Source organism: Elizabethkingia miricola, assembly GCF_001675285.1.
Lineage (GTDB): Bacteria > Bacteroidota > Bacteroidia > Flavobacteriales > Weeksellaceae > Elizabethkingia > Elizabethkingia miricola.
The window spans coordinates 24,423-39,859 of record NZ_LSGQ01000005.1 but is presented as its reverse complement, the minus strand read 5'-3'; the positions used below and the strand labels follow the sequence as shown (position 1 = coordinate 39,859).

Genomic DNA, 15,437 nt, shown 5'->3' with positions numbered 1-15,437 from the left:
GCCTCTGTGTCATTTAGTTTCACAAAATTCAGAAAATTAATACTGGCTAAAAAGGAACTTTTCACAGTTGGCTTTAGATAGTTATCCACAAACGTACGGGACCAGTCTGAAAACATAATTCTGGTGCAGTTACAATTCATAATATCAATAAATGCACAGCAATACAATTAAACAGACATATATAAAAAACTGCCAATAAACACATTAAGCCATAAACAGACTAAAAAACTGAAGACTTATGATTCAATTTCATCAGATTCCAGCTAAGACCGAACCGTTCCAAAAACTTTCATTTGTCCTGCTAAAAATGTGAGTAAAATCCCGAAACAGGCAAAAAGTCCATAAGAATACCTGAGATCAAATGCTTCTGCTATAAAACCTATAAGCGGAGGTCCTGCTAAAAATCCTAAAAAAGCAATACTGGAAACAAATGACAAAGCAATACCTGGACTCTTTAAATTCAATGCTCCGACAGTGCTATAAACAGAAGGAACACTGAGGGAACTTCCCAGACCAATAATCATAAATGCAATAATACATATCCACAATTCAGGAAAAATAATGCTCAGAAGCAGCCCTCCGCTCATCAATAAACCACTAAGCCTCAGTATTCTTCTTTTTCCATATTTTTCCAGCACATAATTTCCTGTAAAGCGCCCCAGTGTCATCATAAAAACAAAGCTTGCATACCCCAGCATAATCTGGTGCTCGGGAGCTTTTACAATAGTCTGAAGATAGACTCCGCTCCAGTCTATCATAGCACCCTCAATAGCCATACTCAGAAAGCCAATTATTCCTAATCCGATAAGCGTCGGATTTGCCTGCTTATAAACAGATTGTTTAGATTGGCTAACTGCCGTCGGAATATTTGACAAATGTCTTTTACAATACCACCATAACCCACCTACAATAACAAATACCAGAGTAAAATGATAAAAAGTACTCACACCAATATTAACCATTAGTAACCCCATAAGTGCTCCGACAAGCCCTGCAAAACACCATGCACCATGATAAGAAGCCATCAGTATTCTGCCTGTTAATTTTTCCACCTCGATCGCCTGTGTATTCATTGCTATATTACACAGGTTTCCGGAGACACCGAAGAAAAACAAAACAATCATCAATTGCCAATAAGAATCGGCAAAACTTATTAGCAGCAGAATAAAAGGATAAAGCATGAAACAATTTTTAATCATCCGGCTGCTGCCATATCGGCTTGTAAGTTTTCCTACAAGAATCATCGTAGAGATTTGCCCTATGGGCATTAACAGAAGAAGTGTCCCCAGCTCTGCTTCTCCTATATCAAGCATTTTTTTTACAATAGGTATTCTGCTGGCCCAGGAAGAAAAAACAAGACCATGAGCAAAGAATAAAAGCAAGCACGAAGCAGGCATTTTTACCCGGGATGATTCAATAACATTCATGATTAAAGTAATATTATATTTTATAAAACTCTTCTGCCAGCGAAATTAGCTACTCCTCTTAGATAAAATATATTCCATTTTTGGTATTCTATATTCCATTTTAAGCTATGCCCCTAAAAAGAAAAATTTACTACTTAAATTTGTCTGCAACAGACCCGAACGACATAAGCATAATTTCTATAAACAAATCTAATCAGTGGATTCACCAATAAACAAAATGGATATTAAACCAAAATTTGAGGGTTTACATATTGAAAATTACAAAGCCGGCAATATTGCCGACCTCAGTAAAAAGGCCACTAAAATCAACAAATTACTGCTTTGTTTTGTTCTGGAAGGTGAACTGAATCTCTACATCAGCTCAAAACCATATCTGATAGAAAAAAATTCAATTATAATGATACCTCCGGATACAGATCTTGCTCATATTTCGGAAAGTGAAGATATAAGCCTCTCTGTATTTTTCATATCACTTGATTTTATCAGTACTTATAGTTTCTTGGAAGTTTTGTTAACCAGTGAAGAAATAAAGTTCAATCCTGTCATAAAAACAGAAATACCATCCAAAAATATGATCTGGTCTACGGTAAAACTTATCAGAAACTATCACTCACAAACAAAAGAAATTTGCACACCAGAATCTGTGCAATATCTGCTATATGCTTTACTCGAGCTGGTTTCCAAACTATACCTGCCCGTAATAAAAAGTAAAAGCCTTCTACAAACCAGAAGTCAGGATATTATAAAAAACTTTTTCCATTTGCTTGAGAAACATGGACATCTGGAGAGAAGTGCATTATTTTATTCTGATCAGCTGCATCTTTCTGCCCAATACCTAAGCAACATTATAAAAAAAGAAACCGGAAAACCTATAAAGCAATGGATAAGTTATATGGTTATAAAACATGCTAAAGAATTGCTGAAGACAACACCCCTGTCTATTAAAGAGGTAAGCAACCAGTTAAAATTTGTGGATTCTTCTCTTTTTTGTCGCTATTTCAGGCGTTGTACCGGTATTACTGCCAGCTCTTACAGGGAAAACTATATAATAAAATCACACAAGAATAACAGGAATAAATTACAAAGTTCCAACTAATAATCTTAACTTAATAAGCATGTTCTCTAAAAATTATATTTTGTGAAAACACCTATATTCTCCAACGTTTTTTTAGTATTATTCCATTGATCCAGGTTAATAGCAACGCCGTAACTCAGCTTTTTTTGCTTCAGTCCTACTCGAAAAAACTGCAGCCCTCTCTGATAGCCGTCAAAGTTAAGATTGGCAATAGCTAAAACATTAAAATAGGCCTGCAAATCATCATTCAGGTATGGTGTATATTCTGCGGATATCGATTGTTCCAAGGTGAAGCCTTTTTGATAAGTAGCTCCCACAGAATAGGAGAATGAATAAGTTGGCTTTGCAATCCGGTACTGAGCAAAGGCTGTAAAAAAAGCTCCCGGATTTTTCATCCCGAATCCTGCATGAAATGAAATTTTATTCGTCAGGCTATACGATATTGTATTTCTGATAAAGAATATATTTTCCTTATCCTTGGTATATTCCGTATCGAATAAAGTAAGGTTATTAATTTTTAACTTATTCTTGAACTGATAACTTACATTATGTAGATAAGTATATGAGCGGTGCCCCAAAACAATGTCGGGCGTATATGCTAACTGTTGTGCTTTAGTCTGAAATAAAGGCAATGCAAGTAGTGCTATTGCCATGTTTTTAATCTTCATTATTTTGCTCTCTTTATTTACAGGAGCAAAACTAGACTGAACAAAAACGATAAAAATTAAGATATCTTAAGAACGGTCTGCAATATGTTTTTTACGTAGTGCACTTAAATATTCTATCGTAATCCCCAGGTAAGACGCAATCATATATTGTGGAAAACGCTGCTCTATATCCGGATAATTATTTATAAATGTCTTATACCGTGTATAAGCATCAAACCGCATGTTTTCAAATGTTCTTTCCTGCAGAATAAGATAGGCTCCCTGCATTTTCAGTCGCCAGAAATCCGATATTTTAGGCACTTCTTTATACAATAACTCCAGATTATTCTTATGAATCTGAACAAGCGTGGTATTTTCAACCGCCTGAATGTACATCCGGGAAGCACTTTCACTCAGATAACTGTACAAGTCATTGATCCACCAATTCTCAATTCCGAGTTGCATGGTATGCTCACGACCCGCATCATCTGTATAGTAAGAATGCAGGCTTCCCTGTGCTATAAAACGCATATGTCTGGAAACCTGTCCGGGCTGAAGCAAGTAATCTTTTTTATCCAGTTCTTTTATTTCCAGCTTGGGAATAATAGCCTTAATATCGTGTTCGTCCAAAGCAACAATTTCTTTAAAATGCGCTATTAGCTGTGCAGTATACTTATCCATTCAGAAAGCTCACAAAATTAAAAAGGTAAATTTAAGTAAATATTGCAGCTTTCGGGACTTATAAATATCTGGCATTTGTTCTGTCAAATTTTTCATATTCTTCAATTAATTACAAAAACAAACCTGCATATGGGTATGCAGGTTTGTTTTATTATCATATAGCAAGAGCAAGGTGTTAAACCTATTTAATCATTCTTTCTTTTATTTCCTCGTATACTCTTAGTGTTACAGGCGTATTGATTCCCAGTTCTTCACCATATTTAATAACTGCTCCGCCAAATAATTCCAGCTCATTGCTCCCTTTATCAGAATGAATATCGAGTTGGAGAGAAGTTGGTGTTCCCAGAGGAAAACCAGCTGCTTTTTCCATTGTCTTAGCAATAATATCTTCCGGCAGATAAATATTTTTAGCTTTGGCAATCAGTTTTATTTCTTCCATAATCCTTACAGCTTCCTGATATTGTTCTTCATCCGTACAGACTGAGCTTATTGAGGAATTATGTTTAGCTGTGACAAGCCCAAAACTGGCAATAAAAATAAATTTCTCCCAAATGTCTGTCAGTGGATTATCTTTAAAGCTGTATTTAATATTACTTTCCTCCAATAACCGGATTACCCAGTCAATATCTGCAGATGTATGTTGAGGATCACATCCAAAAATAAGAGTCCCGGATTTACCTTTATGTTCTACAATTCCTTTTTCCTTAATGTGCGAGGCTACGTAAACACAGGATGGCAAAATAACGTGATCCGGAATAATTTTTCGTATCCTGTCGTATATATCTGCACCATTCATCATAGGAAACAAGATAGTATCCGGAGTTATAACTTTAACCAGCTGCTGACAGACATTTTCCAGATCATACTCTTTCACACAAATAAAAATCAGATCTGGATTTTTGATATCAGCGATATTCTTCACTATATCATCTGGCCTTGTAATTGCGTTTTTATGCTCCGGGGAAAGTAATGTAAGCCCTTTCTCTTTTACAATTTCATAAGTTGCCCCTCTGGCAACAAATGTTATTTCATGTTTTGCCGTTGATTCATTTACCTGGTTCATTTTAAAACCAAAGTAGCCTCCAACACCTCCCAGGCCTATTACAACAATATTTTTCTTACTCATATTTTTTTGATAAATATCTGTATTAAGTCCCATTCCATTGCTTGACAAATGCAAAGAAATTACTTGTTATAAACTTTCCCGCCGAATCCGGCTTAACGAACTATCCTTAATCCCCAGATAAGAAGCAATAATCTTTAACGGAACATGCTGAAATATATTAGGTTTCTGCTGTAATAAATTTATATACCTGGTTTTCGCTTTCTGACTGGACATTGCTATAAGCCTGTCATTAATAGCATAATAATTAATCACAAACAAAAGCCTGCTAAACTCTCTGAATTCCGGGATATTATGAAAATTAGACTGTACATTCTCCAATCCCGTTTCCCAGAAGGTACATGGTGTTACCGTCTGGTATATTTCTTTTGTAGGCTGCTGTCTGAAAAAAGACAAAAAGTCGTTGACAAAACAAGGAGCCTCATATATATTTGTGGTAACTTCTTCATTATCCTCATTCAGAATATAAGAGCGTACATAGCCTTTCTCCAGGAAATAAGTCTTGGTGCTGATGCTGTCTTTGTCCAGCAAAATTAGATTTTTGTCCAGCTCGAAATGATTAAAGGTTTCGGTTATCTTCTCGACAACCTCTTTTTTTATAGTGAACAATGAATGGAAATAATCATTGATAACCGATTTACTCATAAATTTCAAATAAATAAAAATAGTTTGAATAAAATACTTTTAGGAATATCTCAGAGGAACTTTTCCAGCTCTTTAATGCCTTCTTCCAGCTGCTCTTCCGAAACGGCCCCGTAGCTTAGGCGTATACCTCTGTCACGCGGTTCCTGCTGATAATGGTCCATTGCTACAATACGAATGCCTTTCTTTTTCAGTACTTCCGAAACCGTATCCCAGTCGACTTGTTTTTTAGGTATTATCCAAAATGCAAGCCCGCCTTCCGGAATATGATAGCTTGCTTTACTCTTCAAATACTTTCCAAGTAATTCGGCTGCGAAATCTCTTTTAGCTTTGTAAAAATGGGTTGCCTTTTTCAGATGGCGCTTAATTGTACCATCATTAATCAATTGCAATACAGCTTGCTCCATAATCGTATCTCCCTGTACATCTATAATTTTTCTCAGAGTTCCCACCCGCTCCAAGAGTACTTTATTGTTACTGATCAAATAACCTATTCTTAGTGCCGGTGCTACAACCTTACTCATTGTTCCTATGTACACATAGTTTTTAAGCTCTGTATAACTGGATAAAGGTAATACAGGACGGTAACCAAAATGGAATTCATTATCGTAATCGTCCTCGATAATACTAAATCCAAATTTATTTGAAAGACGTATTAATTCCAGTCTTCTTTGTAAGCTTAGGGTTACTGTTGTAGGATATTGGTGATGTGGAGTTGTATAAAGTGCCCTAATCTTTTTACCCGACCGCAGGTGCATTGATACCTCATCGGTAATAAGTCCATCTTTATCCACATTAACAGGCAATATTCTGGCTCCCGCACTCTCAAAAGCTTTCCATGCCGGCTTATATCCGGGCTCCTCAACAATTACATAGTCTCCTTTTTCAAATAATGAATGTGCAGTGAGGTACATCGCCATCTGACTTCCCCGTGTAATACATACTTCATCCGCACTAGCCTGCATGCCGCGCTGGTGATTAGCCATCTGCACAATTGCCTTCCGGAATTCGGCATCCCCGAATTCATCTCCGTAACCCATCATCTGCCACCTTCCCTTTCTGCTAAAAATTTGCCTGTAAGCCCTTGCTAATTCTGCAACGGGAGCAATTTTACTATCCGGGTGTCCGTCATCAAAATGAATCCTGAATATACTTTTTTCATTTTTTTTAATTACAGGATCATGCTTTGGCTTCGCTGTCTTAGATAAAACCGGGAGAATATCCGACACAAAGGTTCCCCGCCGCTCTTTAGAAACCAGCCATTCTTCATTCAGCAGAACATTCAAGGCTTCTACTACTGTATTCCGATTTACCTTCAGATCCTGCGCCAGCTTACGGCTGCCCGGCAAAGCCGTTCCCTGTTTCAGCCTTCCGGATTGTATATCTTCTATTATTGCATCGGCAATCTGAAGATATATCGCCTTATCAGACTGATGGTCTAATTGTATTTCTAATTTCCACGGTCTCAACATCTGGACTATCTTATTTTATAAAAACTGTATCATTTCAATAGTCCAAATCTACAATACTTTTGTTAAGCAATAATGCAAAAACACAATTAATATTATCAATCATGTTAAAATCAGAAGAAACAAAACAATTCAGCTCCAAAGACTTTCACCAGACCTTTGCAAGACCAGTCTATGTAAAGCCAACGCATGTTATCCACAAGAATGTAGAAAATGAAGGTGTTCACAATCAGTTTTCCACAGAAAGAAAACACCCTGTATTTTTTGTAGACCTTCCCAGTAAAAACGTTAGTATGACTATTGGTGGTTTACTACCAGGACAGTTGACCAATCGTCACCGTCATACTTATGAAACTGTGCTTTATGTAATAGAAGGAAAAGGATGGACAGAAATAGAAGACGAGCGTGTGGAATGGGAAGCCGGAGACGCGGTTTATATCCCATCATGGGCTTGGCACAGACACCAAAATACGAGTGATACAGAATCTGCAAAATATATTGCTTGTGAAAATGCTCCGCAATTGCAAAATCTTGGCGTAGCGCTTCGTGAGGAAGAAGGAAGAGATTTATAATCCGCATAAAAAAAACGAAATGAAAAATACTTTATTCGAAGGGGTTATAGCATACCCTATAACTCCGTTTGACGAAAATGAAAAGGTAAATATTCCCTTATTCAGAAAATTAACCGAACGCCTTGTAACATCAGGATCCCACGCCATTGCACCATTAGGAAGTACAGGGGTATTACCTTATCTGTCCGATGAAGAGAAAGAAGCCGTAACAGAAGCTACTATTCAGCAGGTTGCCGGACGTGTTCCTACATTGGTTGGTGTATCTAATCTGACAACAGAGAAAACTGTATATCATGCGCAGTTTGCAGAAAAATCCGGAGCTACAGCAGTAATGATTATCCCTATGAGCTATTGGAAACTCACTGATGACGAAATTGTAGAACATTACGATGCTGTGGCCTCTAAGATATCTATTCCGATTATGGCCTATAATAATCCGGCGACAAGTGGTGTAGACATGTCTCCTGCCTTATTAAAGCGATTACTGGAAATTCCAAACGTTACCATGATCAAAGAAAGTACGGGAGACGTACAACGTATGCATTATTTAAGAAAAGAACTGGGTGAGAATGTTGCTTTTTACAATGGTTCCAATCCTCTGGCTCTGGCTGCATTTTCTGCAGGCGCTAATGGCTGGTGTACAGCTGCCCCAAATCTTATCCCTGAACTGAATGTGGAATTGTATAATGCAATACAAAATAATGATCTGAAAAGTGCACAGCAGCTCTTCTATCAGCAATTGGATCTGCTAAAGTTTATCGTAGCCAAAGGTCTACCAAGAGCTATTAAAGCCGGGCTTCATATTTTAGGTGAGGATGGCGGAACCTTGAGAAGTCCGCTAAAACCTTTAACAGAAGCAGATACAGAAGAACTAAGACTTATTCTTTCCCGGATTCATACTCCTGTTACAACCGCTGAAAAAGCCTTATAGAAAGCATTTTTTGCCCTTTATCATTTTTTAAGAAGCGCTAAACTATTCTTAAAAGTGTTAATTTACAGTTAAACAGCGGGTTAAGCGCATACAGGTAATGAAAATTCTTTGTAGGTTCGCAGTACTAACATTAAAACAATAGTACAATGAAAAACACGTTAATGGCATTATCACTAGTTCTTGGACTAGGTTATGCAACTGCACAACAAACAACTCCAGCACAGAAGAAGTCTGAACCTGCTAAAAAAGAGGCGAAAGGACATGATCATGCTAAAAAGGAAGAAAAAAAGGCTGAGAAAACAACTACTCCTGCTAAACAGGAAAAAGCTCCCGTAAAGAAGTAAGAACAGTTTAATTAATGATAAGTCCCGGATATTCCGGGACTTATTTTTTTTATAAATATTATCTGTAGACCTGCAAATTAACCCAACCACCAGGCTTAAAGTTGATAACCACTTTGTCTGTATTCAGTATATCTGCTTTTGCATTTTTGCTTTCCGCAAGCTGTATATTTCCTTTAGGCAGCTTAACATTCACTACCCCGCCCTTTTCAGAAAATAGCTTCACAGAAATCAACTTTTCATTATCTATTTTTCCACTTACTAATACTGCTCCTTCCGCACGCAGATTAGTAAAACTCACATTCTTCCAGCCTTTAGGGATTGCCGGGAAAACTTCTATATATCCCTGCTTGCTCTGTAATAATAGTTCGTGTACTCCCTGGGCAAATGCAAAATTCCCTTCCAATGTAAACGGACGGTACGTAAATCCGGAATATTGTCCTCCTTTCTGATCTCCATTCAGGTGAAAACTATTTGGTGAGCAAAAGTTAGAGGCAAATATCTGTAACTGCTTTACTGCTTTTTCTGCCTGATAAGCTCGTGCATACAATGTAGACATCCATGTAAAAGAATAACCTACCCAAGCACGAGTCCCCAGCTTTTCAATATGCTGAATAGACTTATCCACAATTTCTTTGTCCTTAGGTTGATTTACGTCCAGCAATGCTAGAGGATAGACCGCCATATAAGGAGAGAAATGTCTGTGAGAAGATTCCATACTCTGTCCGGGAGCTACTGTAAGTCCAGTTTCATTTACATTATAATCAGGCAGTTCTCCTAATATTTTTTTCCAATGCAAGGCTTCATCCTCTTTACCGGAAGCTTTCGCAATTTCCGAAGCTGCAGAAAACAGGAATCGAGCTAGTGAAAGATCATAATTGGTCCAGTCTTTAAACCATGCATTAACAGAATTATCATTGTACTCCGGACTCGAGCTTAGCGGTAATTTTCTCACACCATCTTTCAGGCGGGTAATATTCTCCATATAAACTGCTGCATCATGAACATAGGGATAAGCTTTTTGCTGAAGAAAACGATCGTTCATAGAATATTTCCACTGCCAGTAAAAATACTGGGCGCACCATGCACTTACTGTAGGGGAAAGCGAATATTGAATCCATCCACCCATAGGGTCTCCGTTTAGTGTAACAACTCCCGGAACATTCAGCCCGTCTACGCCGAAATACTGTTTGGTATACTGTAGATTTGCAGGTCGTATCTTCCATAACCAGTCTGTAAAAGATACCGCTTCCTGCAAATGATTTCCTGTATAAGCAGGCCAATAGCTAAGCTGAGTATTCAGGTCATTATGAAAATCTCCTTTCCATGGTGGCAAACTTCCGTTATCCGCTGTCCATACCGCCTGTAATGTAATCGCCGGCGCCCCCTTACGACTTACACTTCCCAGTTTATATAATTCCAGATAATATTGTTTTTCTATCAATTCATCCGGAAGTTTTACCGAAGATTTACTCCAGAAATCCTTCCACCATTTCACATGGCTTTTCCATTCACCGGAATTCGTTATTGATTGCTGAGGTAAAGAAAGTATAGCAGGCTGGTTATCGGAAATTGTCCAACTCCCTGCCAGTTTATCTTTTCCTATTTTTTTCCATTTTACCAAAACTTCGAAAAACCTACCGTTATAAGTAGGCTGGTGATAGCGTATTATATGCTCTTCTTCCTTAAAATTTCCTTTAGAATAGCCTAACTTCCCAAGACCTTCACCCGCATGGCTGTTGTCACTCTCGGCTGCAGCACCTGAATTATAATTATGCACATCCAGTTTTGGCAGCAGGTCTTTAATTAAGGTTTCGTCAGGAATATGATCAAAGCTAAAATATCCTGCTTGCTGCGTTGCGTGTATATAACTCTGAAAAACTACTCCGGAACTAAATTTCACGCTATGCAATGCCGTTGCGATCTCTAACTGATTTGAGATTACTGTTCCTAAAGTTTTTATGTCAAATTGTAGAGCTGCAGCAGGTAATTTTGTGGGATATGGCGTATTATCATAAGGCCAGTCTCCTATCTTCTGAACAGGTTTATAGTCATTCTTCAGAACCTGCTGTTCAACCCATTTAAAATTTAGCTTGGAAATATCCAATGCCTTTCGCTCATCCCATAAATCTGCTCTGTCCAGAGAAAGCCTTAGTTTCCCATTTTTCTCCCAGGCCAGAGATCCCAACATTCCATTACCTAAAGGAATACCTTCATCCCAGCGGCTCGCCAGTTTTGAAAACTCAAGCCGATGCTGAGGTAGAGACTGAGCTCTGATACTCGGGACTATAAAAAAAATAAAAATGAGGGTACTAAACAGAAAAAGGCTTTTTTCTGCGGTTACAGAAAGCAATACTCTGCCACCGGAATCGGAGGGTGATTTTCGCATGGTTAATAATGGTATAAAAGTTTTTACTAAACTATGAAATTATTTTTAGCGAATCGGTATTAAAACACCAAATGAAAAACATAAAGTCCTGTAAATTAATTTTTTAAATTATATTTACAAAAAAACAATATAACCAACCATGAAAAACACACTAACCTTATTATTATTTTGTCTGCTGGGAATTTTATTCCCCCATGCTCAGACCAAAGTGTATGTTTCTTCCGACGGAAGTGATCATAACCCCGGAACTTTAGCCAAGCCTTTCAAAACTCCGGAACGCGCTATACTGGAAGTTGAAAAAACGAACGGAAAAGCGCTTATCATTTATCTCAGAAAAGGTATTTATTATCTTCAGAAGTCCATTGTACTGGATAATAAAATACTAAAAACAAAGTCTCTTTTAATAAGTTCTTATCCCGGAGAACAAGCTTTTATAAGTGCCGGACAATTATTAAAGACTGACTGGAAACCTTATAAAAATGGTATTTATGTTACCACTATTCCACAAGACATAAACTTTGAAAGACTTTATGCTGATGAAAAACTACAAATACTGGCTCGCTATCCTGACTTTGACCCCAATGCCAAGATATTCAATGGAACCTCAGCAGATGCTATAGCACCAGAACGTGTACAGCAATGGAAAAATCCTGCAGGAGGTTATGTGCACGGGCTACATTCCGGAGAATGGGGAGGATTTCATTATCGCATAACCGGTGTTGATGGAAAAGGTAATCTAAAACTGGAAGGTGGTTGGCAAAATAACCGACCTTCACCTTTGCACAAACAATTCCGTTTTGTGGAAAATATCTTCGAAGAGCTAAATGCTCCCGGTGAATGGTTTGCTGATAAAGAAAAAGGATTACTCTATTATTACCCGCCTAAAGGAACAAATCTTTCCCAAACCAACATAACAGTTTCCCAATTAAAAAACAGCATCGAAATAAAAGGCACGGAAAGTTTACCATTATCGGGTATAGAAATAAAGAACATAGTTTTCCTGCATAATGAACGAAGCTTTATGGATACCAAAGAGCCTCTTTTGCGAAGCGACTGGACCATCTACAGAGGCGGAGTTATATTGATGGAGAATACCCGGAATATAAAAGTAACCGATTGTAAGTTCACAGATGTAGGCGGTAATGCTATTATGCTAAGTGGCTATAATAAAAACAACACCATCAGTGGTAACCATATTAGCGGAGCCGGCGCCAGCGGAATTGCCTTTGTAGGAGAAACAGATGCTGTACGTTCTCCTTCTTTCCGATACGAGGATTATGTACCTTACGGACAATTGGATAAAACACCCGGTCCTAAGTCCAATCATTACCCTCAGCAATGTATTGCAGAAAATAACCTTATTCATGATATAGGTAAGATTGAAAAACAGGCTACAGGTATACAAATTGACATTGCAGCTAATATTACAGTGAGACATAACAGCATATACAATACACCTAGAGCCGGTATTAATATTGGTGATGGCGCTTTTGGCGGACATATTCTGGAATTCAACGATGTCTTCAATACAGTATTGGAAACCGGAGATCATGGTGCTTTTAATTCCTGGGGAAGAGATCGCTTCTGGAGTCCTGACAGAAAATATATGGACAGCATTACCAATGCCCACCCTGAATTGATTTTACTGGACGCACAACAAACGACCATTATCCGGAACAACAGATTCCGCTGTGATCATGGTTGGGATGTCGATTTGGATGACGGATCTTCCAATTACCATATTTACAACAATGTGATGTTGAATGGTGGACTCAAATTCCGCGAAGGTTTTAAACGTAAAGCCAAGAACAACATTATGATTAACAATAGTTTTCATCCGCATGTATGGTTTAAAAACAGCGATGATTACTTTACTCGTAATATAGTAATGACACCTTACGCTCCAATTGGAATGAATGACTGGGGCAGAAATATAGACTATAACCTCTTTCCGGATACAAAAGCTTTACAGGCTGCACAAAAAAGAAATACTGACCAACATAGTATCTCAGGAAATCCTGATTTTATCAATCCACAAATTGGAGATTACAGAGTACAGAACAATTCCCCTGCTTTGCGCATGGGTTTTAAAAATTTCCCAATGGATCAATTTGGTGTACAGATTCCACGATTAAAGCAAATTGCTGCCAAACCAGAATTGCCAAAACTGATAAGCAGTATTGAAAATAATAAAAGTATAGCAAGCATTGATTTTCTAAATGCCACGATAAAATCGGTAGAAGGACTTGGTGAAAGATCTGCTTATGGTCTGCCTGACGAAGACGGTGGAATCATTATAAAACTGGACACTAATAGTCCGCTAAGAAAAGCAGGGTTACAGGAAAAAGATGTCATAAGAATGATGGATGGTACCGAAATAAAAAAAGCAAATGATTTGTTGAACGTTTATCAGGCTTCTAAATGGAAAGGACAGGTAAAAGTTGAGGCAATGCGCAATCAGCAAACACTACAAGTCAATCTGTTATTGAAGTGAGGAAGTACTCCCTAACTTGAAAAATAAAATGGCCGGATATTTCTTTCGGCCATTATTTTTATTACAATTCTTTAGTCTTACAGCTCGATGAAGAGAACTGCCCACGTTGAATGCAAGCGCTCAAACTTTCACACCAGATCAGTGTACTGCATCCGCAGTCATAAGGCATTCCCTCTCCTGGTGCGTTATCCACTGTTATAATTTCTCCATGGCAAAGACCTGTAAAAGCTCCGCCATGAATTTCTTTAAGATTGTTTCTTGAAAGTTTTCTAAGATTTTTCATAATGTTTTAATTTGGTGTTATTTTATTCTGTGAATCGATTGTTTTTCTCTTTAAATTGGATAAGCTTGATTTAACTGGCTTCTAAAAATAAAAACCAACTCAAGAGTATTGAGTCGGTTTTTTTTCTACAGACCAGTTTCGCATTTTGACTTAGGAATCTGACCTGAGTGAACACAAGCTCCAATTCCTGGACACCATCTCAGTCCTCTGCATCCACAATCATATGGCATACCAGGCTCTGGTTGCTGATCTCCGGGAACCCAGTGAGCTTCGCAACCACCTATACCACTTCCGCCACCGCCAATAATGACTCCGCCATGAATTTCTTTAAGGTTTGTTCTTGAAAGTTTTTTTAGATTTTTCATAATGTTTTATTTTATTTGGTGTTTTATTGATTATTTGTTCCCGGATCCATCCATGCACAAGTAGGCTGCATTTTGTTCGGACATAATTGATCGCAAGGAGTAGGAACTTGCTCTCCTTTTATATAACAAACTCCCCATCCATCTGGTAAAGGCTCTCCTCCTCCGATAATAGCTTTTAGCTCTGTTCTTTTAATTTTTTTAAGATTGTTCATAATGTTTTATTTTATTTGGTGTTTTATTAATTATTTGCTCCCGGGTTTACCATGCACAAAAAGGCTGTGTTCTGTCCGGACATAATTGATTGCACGGAGTAGAAACAGGTTCTCCATCTACAAAGCAAACTCCCCAACCCTCTGGTAAATACTCCCCTCCTCCTATAATAGCTTTAAGCTCTGTTCTTTTGATTTTTTTAAGGTTTTTCATAATGTTTTATTTGGTATTTTATTGATTAACAATTGTAAATGGCAGTTTAACAAGATCGATAACGTTTTCACCCTGACGGTTCTTTGCAGCTGTCCATTTTGTTGTAGATACCTTCTTTGCGGCTATCTCAACTTCTTTATTAAATATTTCATTTATGCCGTATGTGGAGATATTGAGTACCGTCCCTTCGTCATCAACTTTAATGATAATTTTAGTCTCAAGCTTTTTAGGTTGCTCCTTCAGAGATTCTTTATTTATATTTTTTTCCACAAGCTGAAGAAAAGCTCTGTTTCCTTTGGGATACTGAGCCGGAAAACTATTTACCGGAGGCGGCGGAACAGAAAGGTCCTGTGGCTGTCTTGCTTCCATTTTATTTTTTACATTCATTTCACTCTGCTTTTTAGCATTCTGAGCAAAACAAAAGTTGGCAACAAATAATAAGAAAAAGGGTACTATTTTTTCCATTTATACACACAAATACTATTATAGCTTTAAATCAAGATATAACATTTTCCCAAATATGTGAATTATTCTTGGAATAAAAAATGTACATTAGTTTTATTTTTAATTAACTA

General features: G+C 37.6%; 17 protein-coding genes. 5 read left to right on the top strand and 12 right to left on the bottom strand.

Features of this window, described 5'->3' with window-relative positions:
- Window positions 1-263: 263 nt before the first annotated feature.
- Entirely contained in the window at window positions 264-1,427 is a 1,164-nt protein-coding gene (locus ATE49_RS07235) for an MFS transporter (RefSeq protein WP_065081629.1), read from the bottom strand.
- A 217-nt stretch (window positions 1,428-1,644) separates the two neighbouring features.
- On the opposite strand from ATE49_RS07235, the gene ATE49_RS07230 reads away from it, so the two are divergent.
- Complete coding sequence (locus ATE49_RS07230) at window positions 1,645-2,523, top strand: helix-turn-helix domain-containing protein (protein WP_065081628.1); 879 nt, start codon at window positions 1,645-1,647, stop codon at window positions 2,521-2,523.
- Between the two features lie 26 nt (window positions 2,524-2,549).
- Here the strand turns inward: ATE49_RS07230 and ATE49_RS07225 are convergent, their stop codons facing one another.
- From ATE49_RS07225 to pdxR, 5 genes are all read right to left on the bottom strand, one after another.
- Entirely contained in the window at window positions 2,550-3,170 is a 621-nt protein-coding gene (locus ATE49_RS07225) for a hypothetical protein (RefSeq protein ID WP_065081627.1), read from the bottom strand.
- Window positions 3,171-3,236: 66 nt separating this feature from the next.
- Window positions 3,237-3,830, bottom strand: coding sequence for a Crp/Fnr family transcriptional regulator (locus ATE49_RS07220; protein WP_065081626.1), 594 nt, complete (start codon window positions 3,828-3,830; stop codon window positions 3,237-3,239).
- A gap of 181 nt (window positions 3,831-4,011) precedes the next feature.
- Entirely contained in the window at window positions 4,012-4,956 is a 945-nt protein-coding gene (locus ATE49_RS07215; RefSeq protein WP_065081702.1) for a ketopantoate reductase family protein, read from the bottom strand.
- Between the two features lie 66 nt (window positions 4,957-5,022).
- Complete coding sequence (locus ATE49_RS07210) at window positions 5,023-5,598, bottom strand: Crp/Fnr family transcriptional regulator (RefSeq protein ID WP_065081625.1); 576 nt, start codon at window positions 5,596-5,598, stop codon at window positions 5,023-5,025.
- 50 nt (window positions 5,599-5,648) lie between these two features.
- Window positions 5,649-7,067: a MocR-like pyridoxine biosynthesis transcription factor PdxR gene (gene pdxR, locus ATE49_RS07205; RefSeq protein ID WP_065081624.1), complete on the bottom strand. Its 1,419-nt coding sequence runs from the start codon at window positions 7,065-7,067 to the stop codon at window positions 5,649-5,651.
- 101 nt (window positions 7,068-7,168) lie between these two features.
- Between pdxR and ATE49_RS07200 the strand changes: the two genes are divergently transcribed.
- From ATE49_RS07200 to ATE49_RS07190, 3 genes are all read left to right on the top strand, one after another.
- The gene (locus ATE49_RS07200; protein ID WP_058877759.1) at window positions 7,169-7,636 is read left to right on the top strand and encodes a cupin domain-containing protein; all 468 of its coding nucleotides are present in this window, start codon (window positions 7,169-7,171) and stop codon (window positions 7,634-7,636) included.
- 19 nt (window positions 7,637-7,655) lie between these two features.
- Window positions 7,656-8,567, top strand: coding sequence for a dihydrodipicolinate synthase family protein (locus tag ATE49_RS07195; RefSeq protein ID WP_065081701.1), 912 nt, complete (start codon window positions 7,656-7,658; stop codon window positions 8,565-8,567).
- Between the two features lie 146 nt (window positions 8,568-8,713).
- Window positions 8,714-8,911, top strand: a complete 198-nt coding sequence (locus ATE49_RS07190; protein ID WP_065081623.1) for a hypothetical protein — start codon at window positions 8,714-8,716, stop codon at window positions 8,909-8,911.
- A gap of 58 nt (window positions 8,912-8,969) precedes the next feature.
- Here ATE49_RS07190 and ATE49_RS07185 read toward each other — a convergent pair whose 3' ends face one another.
- Window positions 8,970-11,297, bottom strand: a complete 2,328-nt coding sequence (locus tag ATE49_RS07185; protein ID WP_065081622.1) for a glycosyl hydrolase family 95 catalytic domain-containing protein — start codon at window positions 11,295-11,297, stop codon at window positions 8,970-8,972.
- Window positions 11,298-11,436: 139 nt separating this feature from the next.
- Between ATE49_RS07185 and ATE49_RS07180 the strand changes: the two genes are divergently transcribed.
- On the top strand, window positions 11,437-13,791 hold the full coding sequence (locus tag ATE49_RS07180) for a PDZ domain-containing protein (protein WP_065081621.1): 2,355 nt from the start codon (window positions 11,437-11,439) through the stop codon (window positions 13,789-13,791).
- A gap of 61 nt (window positions 13,792-13,852) precedes the next feature.
- Here ATE49_RS07180 and ATE49_RS19985 read toward each other — a convergent pair whose 3' ends face one another.
- From ATE49_RS19985 to ATE49_RS07165, 5 genes are all read right to left on the bottom strand, one after another.
- Window positions 13,853-14,074, bottom strand: coding sequence for a bacteriocin-like protein (locus ATE49_RS19985; RefSeq protein ID WP_081278426.1), 222 nt, complete (start codon window positions 14,072-14,074; stop codon window positions 13,853-13,855).
- Window positions 14,075-14,199: 125 nt separating this feature from the next.
- Window positions 14,200-14,439: a bacteriocin-like protein gene (locus tag ATE49_RS07175; protein ID WP_065081620.1), complete on the bottom strand. Its 240-nt coding sequence runs from the start codon at window positions 14,437-14,439 to the stop codon at window positions 14,200-14,202.
- Window positions 14,440-14,462: 23 nt separating this feature from the next.
- Window positions 14,463-14,651 carry a bacteriocin-like protein gene (locus ATE49_RS07170; RefSeq protein WP_065081619.1) on the bottom strand — a complete coding sequence of 63 codons (189 nt, stop codon included), beginning with the start codon at window positions 14,649-14,651 and terminating at the stop codon, window positions 14,463-14,465.
- A gap of 46 nt (window positions 14,652-14,697) precedes the next feature.
- Window positions 14,698-14,862, bottom strand: a complete 165-nt coding sequence (locus ATE49_RS20325) for a bacteriocin-like protein (protein WP_166460591.1) — start codon at window positions 14,860-14,862, stop codon at window positions 14,698-14,700.
- An 18-nt stretch (window positions 14,863-14,880) separates the two neighbouring features.
- Window positions 14,881-15,327 (bottom strand): hypothetical protein, encoded by a 447-nt coding sequence (locus ATE49_RS07165; protein WP_065081618.1) that lies wholly within the window; start codon window positions 15,325-15,327, stop codon window positions 14,881-14,883.
- Window positions 15,328-15,437: the final 110 nt, after the last annotated feature.

What these genes read in the sequence shown, in the direction of transcription:
- ATE49_RS07230 (WP_065081628.1), top strand. Translation starts at nt 1,645, where the DNA reads ATGGATATTAAACCAAAATTTGAGGGTTTACATATTGAAAATTACAAA.
- ATE49_RS07235 (WP_065081629.1), bottom strand. Translation starts at nt 1,427, where the DNA reads ATGAATGTTATTGAATCATCCCGGGTAAAAATGCCTGCTTCGTGCTTG.
- ATE49_RS07225 (WP_065081627.1), bottom strand. Translation starts at nt 3,170, where the DNA reads ATGAAGATTAAAAACATGGCAATAGCACTACTTGCATTGCCTTTATTT.
- pdxR (WP_065081624.1), bottom strand. Translation starts at nt 7,067, where the DNA reads ATGTTGAGACCGTGGAAATTAGAAATACAATTAGACCATCAGTCTGAT.
- ATE49_RS07215 (WP_065081702.1), bottom strand. Translation starts at nt 4,956, where the DNA reads ATGAGTAAGAAAAATATTGTTGTAATAGGCCTGGGAGGTGTTGGAGGC.
- ATE49_RS07170 (WP_065081619.1), bottom strand. Translation starts at nt 14,651, where the DNA reads ATGAACAATCTTAAAAAAATTAAAAGAACAGAGCTAAAAGCTATTATC.
- ATE49_RS20325 (WP_166460591.1), bottom strand. Translation starts at nt 14,862, where the DNA reads ATGAAAAACCTTAAAAAAATCAAAAGAACAGAGCTTAAAGCTATTATA.
- ATE49_RS07200 (WP_058877759.1), top strand. Translation starts at nt 7,169, where the DNA reads ATGTTAAAATCAGAAGAAACAAAACAATTCAGCTCCAAAGACTTTCAC.
- ATE49_RS19985 (WP_081278426.1), bottom strand. Translation starts at nt 14,074, where the DNA reads ATGAAAAATCTTAGAAAACTTTCAAGAAACAATCTTAAAGAAATTCAT.
- ATE49_RS07165 (WP_065081618.1), bottom strand. Translation starts at nt 15,327, where the DNA reads ATGGAAAAAATAGTACCCTTTTTCTTATTATTTGTTGCCAACTTTTGT.
- ATE49_RS07190 (WP_065081623.1), top strand. Translation starts at nt 8,714, where the DNA reads ATGAAAAACACGTTAATGGCATTATCACTAGTTCTTGGACTAGGTTAT.
- ATE49_RS07180 (WP_065081621.1), top strand. Translation starts at nt 11,437, where the DNA reads ATGAAAAACACACTAACCTTATTATTATTTTGTCTGCTGGGAATTTTA.
- ATE49_RS07185 (WP_065081622.1), bottom strand. Translation starts at nt 11,297, where the DNA reads ATGCGAAAATCACCCTCCGATTCCGGTGGCAGAGTATTGCTTTCTGTA.
- ATE49_RS07195 (WP_065081701.1), top strand. Translation starts at nt 7,656, where the DNA reads ATGAAAAATACTTTATTCGAAGGGGTTATAGCATACCCTATAACTCCG.
- ATE49_RS07175 (WP_065081620.1), bottom strand. Translation starts at nt 14,439, where the DNA reads ATGAAAAATCTAAAAAAACTTTCAAGAACAAACCTTAAAGAAATTCAT.
- ATE49_RS07210 (WP_065081625.1), bottom strand. Translation starts at nt 5,598, where the DNA reads ATGAGTAAATCGGTTATCAATGATTATTTCCATTCATTGTTCACTATA.
- ATE49_RS07220 (WP_065081626.1), bottom strand. Translation starts at nt 3,830, where the DNA reads ATGGATAAGTATACTGCACAGCTAATAGCGCATTTTAAAGAAATTGTT.